We start from the raw sequence: 14,683 nt of genomic DNA, 5'->3' as shown, positions 1-14,683 counted from the left end.
CTAGGGGTTCAGTAGGCTTTTTGGTCGGCAGGGTCCATTCCGCCGGTGCCGGGCATGGGCACCGAGATCCCCTCGCCGGTATATTGCCGCAGCTTGTTGCGCAGGGTGCGGATGGAAATGCCCAGAATGTTGGCGGCATGGGTCCGGTTGCCCAGGCAGTGCTGCAAGGTGTCGATGATCAAATCCCGTTCCACGTCGGCCACCGTCCGCCCGACCAGGGAGCGGGCCTCGCCGCTTTCGGCAGAAGCCGGTGCCGCAGTCGGTTTTTCGGAGGCCAGGGTGCCCGACAACATGATGGCGTCGGCCCCGATATCGCTGCCCCGGGCCAGCAGCACGGCCCGATGCATGGTGTTTTCCAGTTCCCGGACATTGCCCGGCCAGGCATGGGCGCGCAGGGCGGCGACGGCATCCGCCGACAGGGGGCGGTCGGGCAATTCATTGGCCTCTGAATATTTTGCAATGAAATGTTCGGCCAACGGCGCGATGTCTTCCGGCCGCTCGGCCAGGGAGGGCAGTCTGATGTTAACCACATTGAGCCTGAAATAGAGATCCTCGCGGAACTGACCGGCGGCCACGGCCTCTTCCAGATTGCGGTTGGAGGTGGCGATCAGGCGCACATCCACCTTCACCGGCTTGGTGCCGCCGACCCGGTCGATTTCCCGTTCCTGCACGGCGCGCAGCAGTTTGGCCTGCAACCGGATGTCCATTTCGGAGATTTCGTCGAGCAGCAGCGTCCCTCCGCTGGCCTCCTCGAATTTTCCGACCCGGCGGGCCACGGCCCCGGTGAAGGAGCCCTTTTCATGCCCGAACAGTTCGCTTTCCAGCAGATTTTCCGGGATCGCCGCGCAGTTGACCGCGACAAACGAATCCCGGGCCCGGCGGGAGTTCTTGTGAATGTGCCGGGCCATCAGTTCCTTGCCGGTGCCGGAGGCCCCGGTAATGAGGATGCTGGCCTCGCTTTTCGCCACCTGATCGGCCATATGCAGGGTTTTCGCCATGGCTGGGCCTTGATGCACGATGGCGCTGGCCTCCTCGGTGACGGCGGCCAGCACGCCGGCAATCAGCTCGGCATCCGGCGGCAATGGGATGTATTCCTTGGCCCCGGCCTTGATGGCGCGCACGGCGGCCTGACTGTCGGTGCCGACGCCACAGGCGACCACCGGCAGGTGGATGCGTTCCCGTTCCAACTGCATGATGAAGGCGGCCACGTCGACCTTGACGTCGATCATCACCAGATCGGCCCCCTTGCCGGAACGCAGGGCTTCCATGGCGGTGTCGATGGTTTCCGCATGGGTGACCTTGGCCCCGCGCTGAATGGCGATTTGGCTGGCGGCACCGATCTGCCCGTCGAGCGTTCCGACGATCAACAATCGCATGGTGAGACTTCTCCTTTGGCGGCGTTAGTCAAAATAATGCACACGTTTGGACGGCGGCAGCGCGCTGTTGACCAGCATTTCGAGGCGGCGCGGGTTTTCCTGGCGGCCGATGGAGGCGGCACCCATCAGATAGACGAGATTGACCAGCATCTCCTCGGCCGAGTTGCGTTCCAGCTTGGCGGCCAGCGGCAGAAAGACCATGTTGGCCAGCACAGCTCCGTAAAAGGTGGTCAGCAGGGCGACCGCCATGCTCGGTCCGATGCTTGAGGGATCGTCCAGGTTGCCGAGCATTTGAACCAGACCGATCAGGGTGCCGATCAGCCCCATGGCCGGGGCATATTCCGCCGCCTTGCGCAGAATGCTGGCGCTGCGGGCGTGCCGCTGTTCGGTGGCGGAAATGTCGCGGCGCAGGATGGCTTCCACTTCCTCGCCCGGCGTGCCATCGACCACCATCATGATGCCTTTGTGCAAAAAGGGCTCCGAGGCCAGGGAATCGAGCATGCCCTGCAAGGACAAGACGCCCTGTTTGCGCGAGGTTTCGGCCAGATGCAGCATCTGTTCGGCGGCGGCGGAGGCATCGCGGCTGGAATGCACCACGGCGCGCAGGATGACCTTGATGCTCGCCCCCATTTCGCCCAGGGTGAAGCTGGCCGTGGTCACCGCCAGGGTGCCGCCGATGACGATCAGGATCGACGGCGGATTGATGAAGGTGCCTGGCGAACCGCCCAGGAAAACGGCGGCCGCCACCAGACCAAATCCCGAAAGAATGCCGATGATCGTTGCAAGATCAACTGTCGTGCGCCGTCCGCCGGATTCGAAATCGTCATCGCTGGCCATCGGGGCCGTCTCCTCGTTGCCGGACCTAGGACCGTTCGGACTTGATGATTTCCGTCATGGTGATGCCCAGACGGTCTTCCACCACCACCACTTCGCCGCGCGCCACCAAACGGTTGTTCACATAGATGTCGATGGCCTCGCCGACCTTGCGGTCCAATTCCACGACGGCCCCACGACCCAGTTTCAGCAATTGGCTGACCTGCATGGTCGCCTTGCCGAGAACGGCGGAGACCTGAACCGGGATATCGTAGACCGCCTCCAGGTCGCGAGCGCTGCGCGGCAGGTCGTCGTCGCCGTCCACCGTATCGTTGTCGGGCATCGCACCGCCGCTGGTGGCATCGCCTTCCAGCTCGTTCAATTCGAAGTTTTCTTCATCAGCCATGCTGAGGTCCCTCCCTTAGGGGTTCACGTCCTGGGTCTCTGTCTCTGTCTCAGTCTCGGGCAGGTCCGGGGCGGCGTCCTCGACCTTGTCTTCCTCATCGCCTTCGGTTTCCTCGGTCTCGTCTTCCGCGTCGCTCTCGGACTCGGCCTCCGCCTCCGCCTCCGCCTCCGAGAGATAGCGTTCGACGATTTCGTCGATCTGCCGCCACATGGCCTTGGAATCCCGCTCGGCGCCGCCATCGTTCCATTCGATCCGGCAATCACCGGCCCCCAGGGTCTCGTCGCTCAGAACGGTCAGTCGGCCCTCGAAACCGAGTCCCTCCGAAAGCGCTTCGATGTGTTCCACCATGGCCTCGGAGTCCTCTTCCGAGATCCGAATGGCGACCTTGGGTTCCTCGCGCAGGCGCTCCAGAATGTCGGCCACCAGATAGGTGACCTCATCGACCCCGTGGCGGCGATTGAGCCCCGGAAACATCTTGACGGCGACGGCGGCGGCCACGGCCACGGCATCGCGCTTGGCCTCTTCCACCGTATTCTGCTCGTCGTCGAACAGGGCCTTGATCTGCTCGCCCAACTGTTCCAGCGCCTTGGCGGTCCGCTCTTCGATGCTCTGCTGGGCCTCGGCCAGTCCCTTTTTGTGGCCTGCCGCCTCGGATTCCGTGCGGGCCTGGGCCATCTCCGCCTCGGAAAAGGTCGGCGGCGGCGGCGGCTCGGGCGGCGCTTCTTTTTCCTTGGCCTTTTTGGTTTTGGCTTCAAGGGGCTCCCCGAAGTCAGTGTCAAAAAGGAATTTCTGGGCGGATGTCATCATCAATACACCAGTTCGTCTTCGTCGCTCGAACCGGCGATGACGATTTCGCCGGACTCGGCGAGTTGTTTGGCGACGGTGACCACTTCGGCCTGCGCTTCGTCGACTTCCTTCAGCCGCACCGGACCCATGGATTCCATGTCTTCCTTCATCATCTTGCCGGCGCGCTCGGACATGTTGCGGAAGAACATGTCCTTGGCATCGTCGGAGGCCCCCTTCAAGGCCATAGCGAGACGGTCCTTTTCCACATGCCGCAGCAGTTGCTGAATGCCCGAGGAATCGACGCGGGTCAGATCCTCGAAGGTGAACATCAAGGCCTTGATGCGTTCGGCGGATTCCCTGTTGCGTTCCTCCAGGGCCGACATGAAGCGGTTTTCCGTGTTGCGGTCCAGGTTGTTGAAGATATCGGCCATCAGTTCATGGGAGTCGCGGCGGGCGGTACGCGCCAGGTTGGTCATGAACTCGTTGCGCAGGGTGCGTTCCACATGGTCGAGAATGTCCTTTTGCACCGCTTCCATGCGCAGCATGCGGGTGACGCATTCCATGGCGTAGTTTTCCGGCAACAAAGACAAAACGCGCGCCGCGTGGTCCGGTTTGATCTTGGTCAGCACCACGGCGACGGTCTGCGGATATTCGTTTTTCAGGTAGTTGGCCAGCACCGCTTCGTTGACGTTGCCGAGCTTGTCCCACATGGTGCGACCGGCCGGACCGCGGATTTCCTCCATGATCAGGTCGACACGTTCCTTGGACAGACTGCCGGACAACAGCCGTTCGGTACTGTCCATGGTGCCGACCAGGGAGCCGGTGGTGGACAGATGGTCGGCGAATTCGACGAACAGCCGCTCGACGATGTTGGAGTTGACGCTGCCCAGCCCGGCCATGGCCTGGGACAGTTCGCGGATTTCGTCATCCTCCATCATTTCGAACAGACGGCCCGCATGTTCATCACCGAGGGACAGCATAAAGATTGCTGCCTTCTGTGTGCCCGTGAGACTTCTGAAGTCGTCTTTGACTCGTGCCACTTTCGCGCCTCGCTAAAGGGATTAGCCTTCCTGGTACATCCAGTTTCGGATAATGGAAAGCGCCTCTTCCGGGTGCTTCTCCACGATCTCGTTGATTTTCTTGACCGAGGACGCCTTCACGCGGCCTTCCACCCGGTCGATGTCAATCAGTTCTTCCAGATCCTCCGGTGCGATACGGTCCTCGGCCATGGACGGCGGACCGCCCGGCGCGGCCAGGGCCGGTACGCCAGCCCCTTCCAGCATGGCCTGGGCCTCGGCCTCGGCGCGGCTCTCGAACAGGCGCGACACCACCGGACGCACCACCAGCAGCATGAACAGCAAGAAGACGACGACCAGCGCCAGATTCTTGCCCATCTGCATCAGTTCATCCTTGCTCATGCCGAGAAAGATGCCCGGTTCCCCGACATCCATTTCCAGTTCGGCGAAGCGCATGTTGATCACATCGACGCTGTCGCCGCGCTTGGCATCGAAACCGATAGCCGTCCGCACCAGGGTGGACAACAGTTCCATTTCCTGTTGCGGGCGGGCCTGATAGACGCGGTTGCCGTCGGCGTCGGTGGTATAGGTGCCATCGACCACCACGGCGACCGACAGTTTTTCCACTTCGCCGATCTCGCGCACCCGGTTGACCACGGTCTTGGAGATTTCGTAGTTGACCGTTTCCTCAGTGCGGGATTCCGCCGTCTGGCTGCGCGCCCCGTCGGCTGCGCCGCCGTTGGCCGGGTCGGGCAGGTTGTTGCCCACGGTGACCGCCTGGGTTTCGGAATCCTGGGCGTTGGCCGTCTGCTCGACGGTCTGGGTGGAGCGCACCACCTGACCTTCCGGATCGTAGGATTCCTCGGTCGAGGTAATGCGGTCGAAGTTCATCTGGGCGTTGACGTCGGCCCGTACCTTGCCGAAGCCGACCGTGTTGGCGAGCAGTTCCTCGATTTCCCGGGCCAGCCGGAGTTCGTAATCCAGGCGCTTTTCTTCCATGCTCTCCAGTTCGGTGCTCTGATCCTGGAAGCCGCGGGCCAGCAGGGCGCCTTTCTCATCGACGATGGCGACGCGGCTGGGGTTGAGCTGCGGCACGGCGGAGGCGACCAGTTGCTGAATGGAGGCGATCTGTTCCTTGGTCAGCCGGTTGGGGCCGCGCATCTTCAGCATCACCGAGGCGCTGGGTTCGCGGGTTTTGCGGCTGAACAGTTCCCGTTTGGGCAAGACCAAATGGACCCGGGCGGCCTTGATGATCGACAGGCTGCCGATGGTCCGCGACAACTCGCCTTCAAGGGCACGCAGGTGGTTCATGTCCTGCAGGAAGTTGGTGGTGCCCAGGGAGTCGGTCTTGTCGAACAGTTCGTAGCCGATGGAGCCGCCGGTGGGGACTCCCTGTTCGGCCAGTTTCATGCGCAGGCCAAGCACCTTGTCCTGGGGCACCGAGATCGAGGTGCCGTCGCGGGAGAGCTGATAGGGAATACCCTGGCCTTCCAGTTCGGTGACGATGCGCCCGGAATCCTGTTCGTTCAAATCGGTATAGAGCAACGACATGTCGGGGGTGGTGAACTGGGTGATGATATAGATCAGGAACCCGACCGTGGCCACGGAGACGCCACCGATGACGGCCAGCCGCATCGGTCCCAGGTTCTTGAGAGTATCCATAAACGTGCCCAAGGTCTCACCTCGTCGCGTGCCGGGCAGGCGGTCCTTCCCCATGAAGGACGCAAATACCCCATACCAGCCTATCACACAGGGTACGGAGCCGGAGTGAACAAGAGGTTAAGGCCCGGCAAAATTTGCCCACTCCACGTATATTTGGTCTTATTTTGCAAAATGTCGAGCCCGACACCGTTGCCGGGGCCGGGCTCGCCGTTAAGGGGGAATAGAGGCCAGGAGCTTAACGTTTCACCCGCATCAGTTCGTCGAGCATTTCATCCGCCGTGGTAATGATCTTGGTGGCGGCGGAATAGGCCCGCTGGGTTGTGATCATGGAGGTGAACTCCTCGCCCAAATCGACCGTGGAGGCTTCCAGGGAGGCCGAAGCCACCTGACCCGCCCCGCCGTTTCCGGCTTCGCGCACCGTCGGCTGACCGGATTGATCGGTTTCGATCCAGACGTTGCCGCTCATGCCTTCCATGCCGTTGGGATTGACCATGGTCGCCACCGGCACCATGAACACCGGCTTGGTCACGCCGTTATCGAACAGCGCGGTCACCACCCCGTCGGCGCCGATGGAGATGCCCGCATAGTTGCCGAACGAGGCACCGTTCTGCGAGATGTAGTTGATCTGATACGATCCGGCGAACTGGGTCAGCCCATCGGACGTATTGTAGTTGCCGAGCCCCACCGACAGCGCCGGGGTGGTCGAGCCGTCCATGTCGTCGGCCCCGTTGGCCCAGGCGATCTGATACTGAGCGCGCGGGTTGGAGGCGGTGGACTCGTCGGAGCCGAAGAAGGTATCCGGCGTGCCGTCGCCGTTGAAGGTTACGGCGTAGGCGGAGGCAGTGGTCCAGGCGACGGACGCATCCAGAGAGTCGACGGAGAAGGAAGTTTTTTGCATGACCGAGGCCACACCGTTGGTGAGCAGGCCGGAGGCATCAATGGAGATGGAGTCGGCGGCGGAGCCCTGGATGAAATAGACCGAGCTTTCACCGGCCAGACGTGTTGCCCAGGCATCCGGTGGTGACTTGGGGGTGCCGCCATATTCATAATGCATGGCCGCCTGAAGCCGGTTGGACACTTCGTCCATGATCTGCGACAGGGAACGCCCGGTGATATCGATGTTGAGGCTGGTATTCGGCGCACCGGCACCGCCAGCGGTGATCACGCCATCGCCGGTGCCGACGGCCGAACCGGAGTCAGACGAGTCGGCAAGGGTGATGACTTCCGCAGTCGTGTTGCCGAGGGTCTGCTTGATGCTGATGGTCGTCCCGGTCACCGTGGCCCACTGCTGGGCCGCCGTGCCCAGGTCGGTGGTCAACTGGGTGTTGATCGCCGAAGCCAGGTTGGCGGCGGTGGAGTTGGTATTCGGGCCGATGGTCACGGGTACGCGACCGGAAGTGAATTCGGTGGTGGTCACGTCGCCGCCGGTGCCGTCGGCGAAGACGATCTTGGTCCCACCCGGCGTATTGGTGAAGGTGATAACCCCCAACGCCGAGTTGGCGAAATCGGTGTTGGCACCGCCACCGGTGACCGTGACCATGTCGTTGCCGATCAGGGCGGCCAGGTTGCTGGCAATCGCCGTGACCGCGGCCCCGTTGACGTCGCGGTTGGTGCCGGAAACGCCATTGCCTGACACGTCGAATTCGTAGGTATAGGGCGTGCCGCCGATGGTCAGGGTGATGGTTTCCCCGTCGGTGGGGACCGCCCCGATGGTCATGGAATTCGGCGAGCCGTTGTTGAATTCGAACGTGGTGGTGCCGCTGGAGGTGACGATCTGAATGGTTTCGCCGTCTTCCGGCTGGCTGGCCAGGGACAGGGTTTCTTCATCTACGGTTGAGTTGTCAGAGGTGGTGAACAAAACGGTGTAAGTCGAGCCGTTGATGGTCGCCGTCATCGCCGAGCCGCTGTCTGGGATGGTCTCGAAGTCCAGCCGACCAGCGGCATAGTAGTTGTTGCGCGCGGTGGTCTGGTCCTCGATCAAGATCCGTTCGGAGCCCTTGGGCGGAATGGCGTAGTAATCCCAGGCATTGGAGGCCCGCTTGACCCAGGTATGGTTGATGTTGTGGGAGTTGCCCAGGGAGTCATAGATCAGGATATCGGTCTTGTGGCTGGCCCCGGTTTCGTCGGAGGAGGGCAGGTTGGCGCCCATGGAAATGGTGGTGGTGGCCGTCGCCGTGCCGCCGATGGTGTTCAGGTTGAGCGGCCGCAGGTTGGTGCTGTCGACGATATTGTCGTTGACATAAACCGTGTCCCCGGACTCGTTCTTGTAGGCCTTCATATAGACGTCGGTGCCGACGGTCTTGACCACCGCCTGGGTGGAATTGTCCCAGGTCTGCAACGGCCAGCCTTGCAGATACCAGCCCGAGGTGTTTTGCAGGTTGCCCGCCTCGTCGACGCGGAACGATCCGGCGCGGCTGTAGGCGAAGATATCGCCGGAAGACGGGTTGGCCGATTCATTGACGATAAACATGCCCTGGCCCGACAAGGCAATATCGGTGGCCGAGGAGGTCGCCTGAAGCAGGCCCTGCACGTCGATGCCGGCCAAAGGTTTGGACTGCACGCCGCCGGCCGAATACTTGGTCAGCGAGACCTGCTTGGTGATCAGGGTCTGAAACTGCACTTCCGTGCGTTTGTACCCGATCGTGTTCACGTTGGTCACGTTATCGGCGATGGCACCCATGGAGCTGGATTGCGACTTGAGGCCTGAAACGCCGGAAAACAATGCGCCATACAAAGACATGCTGTCCTCCTCTTCCTTTCGTAACTTCTCTTCTGTTATCGCGTCTGGCCTCGGTGCCTTCGGCGAGTGAAAACCAAATGTTAGAGCGCGTCTTCCGTGCTTGCCGTGGGCGGTTCCGCAACCGACAAGACCCCGTCGATGGAGACGTAGTAACCGCTGCTGAGTTCCAGATAGGCCTCGCCGTCGGCGGTCCGTACCCCGGTCACCCGACCGAAGCTGGTGTAGCCCACCTCAACCGGATCGTCGGCACTGTTCACCGGGGAAACGGTGACCTGATAGACGCCGTCCGGATACTGGTTGCCCTGCGCATCCTTGCCGTCCCACTCGAAGTAATGGGTTCCGGCGTCGGTCTCGCCCTGGGCATAGTAGACCACGGTACCGGCATCGTTGCGGACGGTGATCTGCGACTGTTTGGCGTTCTCGAACAGGGTGTAGGACATTTTGCCCGCACCATTTTCCACCGGCATCTGATCGGACACCACTTCCGCGTATTTGCCGATGTAGCTGACCACCGAACCCATGTTGTTGAGCTGCTGCGCCTTGAGGATATCTTCCAGGTTGGCGTTCTGCTGGATCTGCTGTTCGACCTGCGCGAACTGCACCAACTGGCTGGTGAATTCGTTGGCGTCCATGGGGTCCAGCGGGTCCTGGTTCTTCAACTGGGTGACCAGCAGATTGAGGAAGCTGTCCAGGTCCTCGGCCAGTTTGGCCTTCGAGACGTCTGAATCTGTCGGGCTGGCTGCTGTGGAGGCAATGGCGGAGCCGACGGCGTTGGTCATGATCTCTCTCCTAGGCCCGGATATCGAGGCGACCGCGGGCGTTCAGGCGGTTGCCCGCATGGCCCTCGGGGTCGGTCAGGGCGGCCATGACGTCATCGAGTTCAGGGTCGTCCAACAGGGTTTCGTCATCGAGCACCGGCTCGGAAGCGGTCTGCTGCCCGCCTTCCTTGGCCTGCTGCTGTTCTTCGCGCAGGCTGAAACTCATCGACCCGGAGTCGGTGTCGAGCCCGGCGTCCTGCAACGCCTTTTCCAGGGAACGGGAGTCGCTGCGTAGGATGTCGAGGGTTTCCGCCCGGTCGGCGACCACATGCACATGGGTGCGGCCGTCGGTCATTTCCAAACGGACCTCCACACGGCCCAGTTCAGCCGGATTGAGGCGAATGCTGATCTGGTCGTTGCCGGCCTTGACGGCCTTGCTCACCTGTACAGAAATCTGCTCGGCCACCGGCTGGTGTGGGGTCGGGCGGGCGGTCTGGGCGGCCTGTTTGGCCTGTTCAGCCTGCTGGGTCTGCGAGGTATGTTGCGTGGTGCCGGTCTGACTGAGGCTGCTGTCGGCACTGGTGGTCTGGACCTGCGGACCGCTGGCCGCCTGCTGGGTCGGGCCGGTGGCGGCCCGGGCATCGGCGGCGATGCTGTTGGCACCCTGCGCCTGATTGCCCTGGGCGGCATTCTGGGCCTGCGCTCCGGTCTGTCCCTGGGCGGCGGCCTGGGCACTGGCCTGCATCAGGCTGGCGTTGCCGTTGTTCTGACCGTTGGCATTGGCCCCGTTCTGGCCGTTCTGACCGGCAGGAGCGACCGGGTTGCCGGAGCTGCGGCTGTCTTCACTGAGCGCTGCCAGGGTGGCCCCGGACAGTTTCGGCTGACCGTTGCCCGCATCGGTGTTTTGATTGACGGTGACCGTCACCTGCACCGGGCGACCGGTCTCGACCTTTTGTGACAGGTCGGCGGCCTGACGGTTCGCGGTTTCGTTTGGATTGGTGCCCTGCTGGGCCTGGGTCTTGGTCGCATTGCCGGTCTGGGCGGAGGCCTTTTGGGCCTCGCCGGTGTTGGCCTGCGCCGGGGTGTTGTTCTGCTGCTGTCCATTGGACTGACCGGAAGTGGTCTCCGGCGTCACATCGGTGACCGGTGTTGTGGCGGCGGCATTGGCCGTGGTCCCGGCATTCTGTGTGTTCTGCTGACCATTGTGGGCGGCGGCGACGACCACATCGCCCACCGTTCCGTTCAGGGCCTGCTGGGCGGCCACGGCGGCCTGCTGCGCATCGGGAGTCTGCTGCTGTTCAGGGGCCGCGCTCTGTGTCTCGGACCCGCTGGCCTGGGGGGTGGAGTCGGAGGTGTCGGCATCGGCGTCAGCGGTCTGAGTGCCCTCGTCGGCCTTCTGGCTGTTCGAGCTGTCGTCGTGCTGATCGGCCCGCTGCGAGCTGTCGCCGCTGTCGCGGTCGTCGCTCTGGCGCGGGGCGTCGTCGCCGCTGTCCTGACGGGCCGAGGTGTCGTCGTCGCGCCGATTGTCGGGGGCTTCGCGGGCCTCGACGCGATGGTCGTCGGTGTCGCGGCTGTCCTGGCGGTCATCGTTGGCGGCGGTGGGACGGTCGCGCTCCACCGGGGCGGTATCCTGGCGCTCCTTGTCGGAACGGCTGTCGGTGTCGGTCGAACGAGTCCGTTCGGTGGTCATAATGTCTTTGTGGTCCGACAGACTGGAACTGTTGGTGCTGAGATTGCTGGTGACGCTGGCAACCAGATCTGAAAACACCTTGGCGGTGCTGTTGCCTGATCCATTGGACGAGGCCCGCGCTGCGGCGGCGGCTGTCGTCGTGGCGGGATCGGTTGCTTTGGTATCGAGGCTCGTCACAGACATGGTGCACCTTCCACGTAGAATGTATCTGGCAACATTGGAGCAAGGTCCGTGCCAGAAATATAATGTATTGATACTTAACGATTTATGTAAAAACTGCTGGTCTTGCCACCGGACCAATAGGGGTCACTTCGGTAAAGGATGCCTGGGAAGAGGGAAAAATCTGCCGGGCGGGATCGACGTCGATGGGGTAGGATGGCCGACGAATGCACATGAAGGATGGGTGATGCGGTACAGGGAATTGGGACGGACGGGACTGCGGGTCTCCGAGGTGGGCTTCGGCACCTGGGGCATCGGCGGTCGGACGGCGGGCCAGACCTCCTATGGCGCGACCGACGACCGGGTGTCCCTGGCCGCTCTCGACCGGGCGCTGGAACTGGGAATCACTTTTTTTGACACCTCCAATCTCTATGGGGCGGGGCATAGCGAGGAACTGCTCGGCCAAGCGGTGCGCGGGCGGCGTGATCAGGCGGTCATCGCCACCAAGGCCGGTTGGGATCGCTATTTTGGCGCGGCGGACTTTAGCCCCGATGCCGTGCGCGCCTCGCTGGAAGGCAGTTTGCGGCGTCTGGGCTGCGAATATGTGGACCTGGTGCAGCTACATAACCCGGACCTGGAAACCCTGCGGAGCCGCCCGGAAATTCTCGATGGCCTGCGCGACTTGCAGCGCGAGGGGCTGATCCGGGCCTGGGGATTGTCCCTGAAATCCCCCGCCGAGGCCGTTGTGGCGGTGCGCGAGCTGGGGGCCCCGGCGGTGCAGGTCAATGTCAACATGCTCGACCTGCGCGCCCTGGATTGCGGTCTGTTGGGCCTGGGGGCCGGGGTGATCGCCCGCACGCCCTTGAACTTCGGTTATCTGACCGGCGCGGTGACCGCCGAGACGCCGCTACCGGACGGCGACCACCGGGCCGCCTGGCCGGAAGCCCAACGCCAAGCCTGGAGCACGGCGGCGGCGCAAATATTCGATTTGTTGGATCTGCGCACGGTGGCGGAGCGGGCCGAGATGGCGCTACGCTTTTGTGTCGCGCTGGACGGGGTGAGCTGTGTCATCCCCGGCTGCTTGACCCCTGACGAAGTGACTCAGAACGCCCGGGCAGGAACCCTGCCGAGGCTCGATCATAAGACTTTGGAACGGATCATCGCCCTGTCCCGCGCCGCCGACCCGTTTCGCGGCCCCGGTCAGACCGACGGCATCGCGGCTCAGAAGTGACCGGCGAGCTGTTTCTCGACGGCGGCCCCGGTATAGAGATAGGCCCCCTTCTTGTTGCCCCACCAGACCACTTCCCGCGCCCAGTGGTTAAAGTCATGCCAGACCTGATGTGAGCGGCGGACCTGGGTGACGGTCGGGACGGGTTCGGCTTTGGCAGACTGTCCCCGGCGGCAAGCCTCGTAGAAGCCGAGGATGTCGTGCGCCGTTTCGATGCTCAGGTCGGTCCCGACGAAGGGCTGCTTGAGCAAGGCCCGGTTGAGCCGCACCGCGTCGGCCAGTACCGGCAGATGGGCCTCGGCCCCGGCCTGACCCATCAGATCGGCAAGCAGGACTTCCGCCTCGTCATAGAACGCATCGAGACGGTTTTCGGCGGAAAGGCGCAGGAACATAAACTCGTCGGCCGGCCAATAGATCCCCAGCCAGTCCGGCGAATAGTGGAATTCCGGCCCGCCGCGCTGGATGACGTCGGCCTCGTCGAGGAAGAAGCGGGCCATGTTGGACAGGGTCGGAAAGCGTGTCGGATCGGCAGCCATGAAGGCCTCGAACATTTCCCCATAGGCGATCCCGGCATGGACGCGGGCGGTCATCAATGGAATTTGCAGCAGTTTGTCGAAATGCAGAAAGGCGGTCATCCAGGACAACGCCCGTGCCCTGCGCCAGTCTTCGAGCGGCAGGGTGGCGGTGCCGATGACCGTTTCCTGAGTCTCGGCGATGTCGTCGTCGAAACTTTCCCGGGTACCGTGGATATTGATGATCTCGTTATGGACGGTAAGGATGCCATGCCGTGCCCGGTAGGCCGGATCGGCCATTTCCGCATTGGGCAGGATGGAGAGATTATTGAACTGGATGCGGTTGTGCTGGCCGCTTTCGATGAGCTGGTCGATGCCGTTCAGGTAGCTGTCGTAGGTCTCGCCGGGCAAAGCCAGGATCAAATCGGAAAAGGTCTCCACCCGGTCCTCGGTGAAGCGCCGTTGCAGTTCGAAATAGGACTCCAGGGAGATATTCTCGCGCTTGATGTTCTCCAAAGCTCCCAAATTGGTGCTCTGCATGGACAGGGCGACCCCCTTGCTGAGGCCCGCGTCGGAGAGGATTTTCTGGGTCTCGTAGGCCCGCTCGGTGGCGTTCTTGGTATTCTGCACCGACAGAGCGACCGGAAAACCGGTGGCCCGTTTGACCTGGGCCACATAGGCGGCCAGTTCCACATCGCGGGGCAGAATGCCGAAATTGGCGTCGCAACAGAAGATGAACTCGATGCCATGTTTCGAGAACCAGTCCACCTCCGCCTTCAGCCGTTGCAACTCGAACTTGGTCACCTTGGCCGCGATGGCCGAGCCCCAGTCGCAATAGGTGCAGCGGAACGGGCAGCCCCGGTTGGTCTCCCACAAGCCAATCCAGGCGGCGTCGGTCTCTCCGTTCATCACGCCGTCGAAGGTGCCGCTGAGAAAGGGCGAGGGCAGGTCGGCCAGGTCGCGCAGCCGGGGGCGGCGCGCCGTGGTGATCAGGGTGCCATCGGCGGCGCGCTGGGACAGCCCCGCGATGGCCGAGAAATCCCGCCCGGGCAGGGCTTCGAGAATCTCCAGGAAGGTCTGTTCCCCTTCCCCATGCACGGCGATGTCAATGAACGGATGGCGTTCGAGGAAGGCTTTCGTATCGTCGGGCACATGCGGACCGCCGAAGATCACCAGCCGGTCGGGCCGGGTTTCCTTGAGCCGCCGGGCGGCCTCCAGGGACATATTGATGTTCCACACATAGACACTGAAACCGACCACGTCCGCCGGGTCCATATGGGCGACGATTTTGTGAATCGGCTGGCGCTTGTAGATGGGCACGAGGAACCTGTACCGCGCCGGATCGGTGGCCTTGTGCTGCACATAGGCTTCCAGCATGGCCGCCGAATAGGGCAGGTAATATTGCTGGGAGAAGCCATTGTTGATTTGCGAAATGGCTACGGTCAGGGGCCGTCTTTCGCTCATTCGCTGGTGTCCTGTGTCATGGCTTTCTATCGTACTATATATGACAACGATCGGCGAAAAAACCAGCCGTTGA

At 62.6% G+C, this 14,683-nt stretch carries 11 protein-coding genes; 1 reads left to right on the top strand and 10 read right to left on the bottom strand.

Annotated features, from left to right (window positions below; all coding sequences use genetic code 11):
- Window positions 1–8 precede the first annotated feature (8 nt).
- The 9 genes from flbD to ACYQ1P_RS17345 form a co-directional block, all read right to left on the bottom strand.
- A complete protein-coding gene (gene flbD, locus ACYQ1P_RS17385) occupies window positions 9–1,376 on the bottom strand; it encodes a sigma-54-dependent transcriptional regulator FlbD (RefSeq protein ID WP_460021605.1) in 1,368 nt (455 codons plus the stop codon).
- Between the two features lie 24 nt (window positions 1,377–1,400).
- Window positions 1,401–2,213, bottom strand: a complete 813-nt coding sequence (locus ACYQ1P_RS17380; RefSeq protein ID WP_460021604.1) for a motility protein A — start codon at window positions 2,211–2,213, stop codon at window positions 1,401–1,403.
- Between the two features lie 25 nt (window positions 2,214–2,238).
- Window positions 2,239–2,595, bottom strand: a complete 357-nt coding sequence (gene fliN / locus ACYQ1P_RS17375) for a flagellar motor switch protein FliN (RefSeq protein WP_460021603.1) — start codon at window positions 2,593–2,595, stop codon at window positions 2,239–2,241.
- Window positions 2,596–2,610: 15 nt separating this feature from the next.
- Entirely contained in the window at window positions 2,611–3,402 is a 792-nt protein-coding gene (locus tag ACYQ1P_RS17370) for a FliH/SctL family protein (protein WP_460021602.1), read from the bottom strand.
- Complete coding sequence (gene fliG / locus ACYQ1P_RS17365) at window positions 3,402–4,421, bottom strand: flagellar motor switch protein FliG (RefSeq protein ID WP_460021601.1); 1,020 nt, start codon at window positions 4,419–4,421, stop codon at window positions 3,402–3,404. Before fliG ends, ACYQ1P_RS17370 begins: the two co-directional genes overlap by 1 nt.
- A gap of 21 nt (window positions 4,422–4,442) precedes the next feature.
- A complete protein-coding gene (gene fliF / locus ACYQ1P_RS17360; protein WP_460021600.1) occupies window positions 4,443–6,059 on the bottom strand; it encodes a flagellar basal-body MS-ring/collar protein FliF in 1,617 nt (538 codons plus the stop codon).
- A 235-nt stretch (window positions 6,060–6,294) separates the two neighbouring features.
- Window positions 6,295–8,799, bottom strand: a complete 2,505-nt coding sequence (locus tag ACYQ1P_RS17355) for a flagellar hook-basal body complex protein (protein ID WP_460021599.1) — start codon at window positions 8,797–8,799, stop codon at window positions 6,295–6,297.
- Between the two features lie 80 nt (window positions 8,800–8,879).
- Window positions 8,880–9,578: a flagellar hook assembly protein FlgD gene (locus tag ACYQ1P_RS17350; protein ID WP_460021598.1), complete on the bottom strand. Its 699-nt coding sequence runs from the start codon at window positions 9,576–9,578 to the stop codon at window positions 8,880–8,882.
- 10 nt (window positions 9,579–9,588) lie between these two features.
- Window positions 9,589–11,430, bottom strand: coding sequence for a flagellar hook-length control protein FliK (locus ACYQ1P_RS17345; protein WP_460021597.1), 1,842 nt, complete (start codon window positions 11,428–11,430; stop codon window positions 9,589–9,591).
- Window positions 11,431–11,653: 223 nt separating this feature from the next.
- Here ACYQ1P_RS17345 and ACYQ1P_RS17340 point away from each other — a divergent pair, with 223 nt between their 5' ends.
- Entirely contained in the window at window positions 11,654–12,637 is a 984-nt protein-coding gene (locus tag ACYQ1P_RS17340) for an aldo/keto reductase (protein WP_460021655.1), read from the top strand.
- Here ACYQ1P_RS17340 and ACYQ1P_RS17335 read toward each other — a convergent pair.
- A complete protein-coding gene (locus ACYQ1P_RS17335; RefSeq protein ID WP_460021596.1) occupies window positions 12,628–14,610 on the bottom strand; it encodes a B12-binding domain-containing radical SAM protein in 1,983 nt (660 codons plus the stop codon). The two genes, ACYQ1P_RS17340 and ACYQ1P_RS17335, sit on opposite strands and share 10 nt — an antisense overlap.
- Window positions 14,611–14,683 lie beyond the last annotated feature (73 nt).

Source organism: Magnetospira thiophila (assembly GCF_054657015.1).
This window is presented reverse-complemented; position numbering and strand designations above follow the sequence as displayed.

Coding starts and splice junctions, on each gene's coding strand:
- flbD (WP_460021605.1), bottom strand. CDS start 1,376: ATGCGATTGTTGATCGTCGGAACGCTCGACGGGCAGATCGGTGCCGCC.
- ACYQ1P_RS17370 (WP_460021602.1), bottom strand. CDS start 3,402: ATGATGACATCCGCCCAGAAATTCCTTTTTGACACTGACTTCGGGGAG.
- ACYQ1P_RS17350 (WP_460021598.1), bottom strand. CDS start 9,578: ATGACCAACGCCGTCGGCTCCGCCATTGCCTCCACAGCAGCCAGCCCG.
- ACYQ1P_RS17335 (WP_460021596.1), bottom strand. CDS start 14,610: ATGAGCGAAAGACGGCCCCTGACCGTAGCCATTTCGCAAATCAACAAT.
- ACYQ1P_RS17355 (WP_460021599.1), bottom strand. CDS start 8,799: ATGTCTTTGTATGGCGCATTGTTTTCCGGCGTTTCAGGCCTCAAGTCG.
- fliF (WP_460021600.1), bottom strand. CDS start 6,059: ATGGATACTCTCAAGAACCTGGGACCGATGCGGCTGGCCGTCATCGGT.
- fliN (WP_460021603.1), bottom strand. CDS start 2,595: ATGGCTGATGAAGAAAACTTCGAATTGAACGAGCTGGAAGGCGATGCC.
- ACYQ1P_RS17345 (WP_460021597.1), bottom strand. CDS start 11,430: ATGTCTGTGACGAGCCTCGATACCAAAGCAACCGATCCCGCCACGACG.
- ACYQ1P_RS17340 (WP_460021655.1), top strand. CDS start 11,654: ATGCGGTACAGGGAATTGGGACGGACGGGACTGCGGGTCTCCGAGGTG.
- ACYQ1P_RS17380 (WP_460021604.1), bottom strand. CDS start 2,213: ATGGCCAGCGATGACGATTTCGAATCCGGCGGACGGCGCACGACAGTT.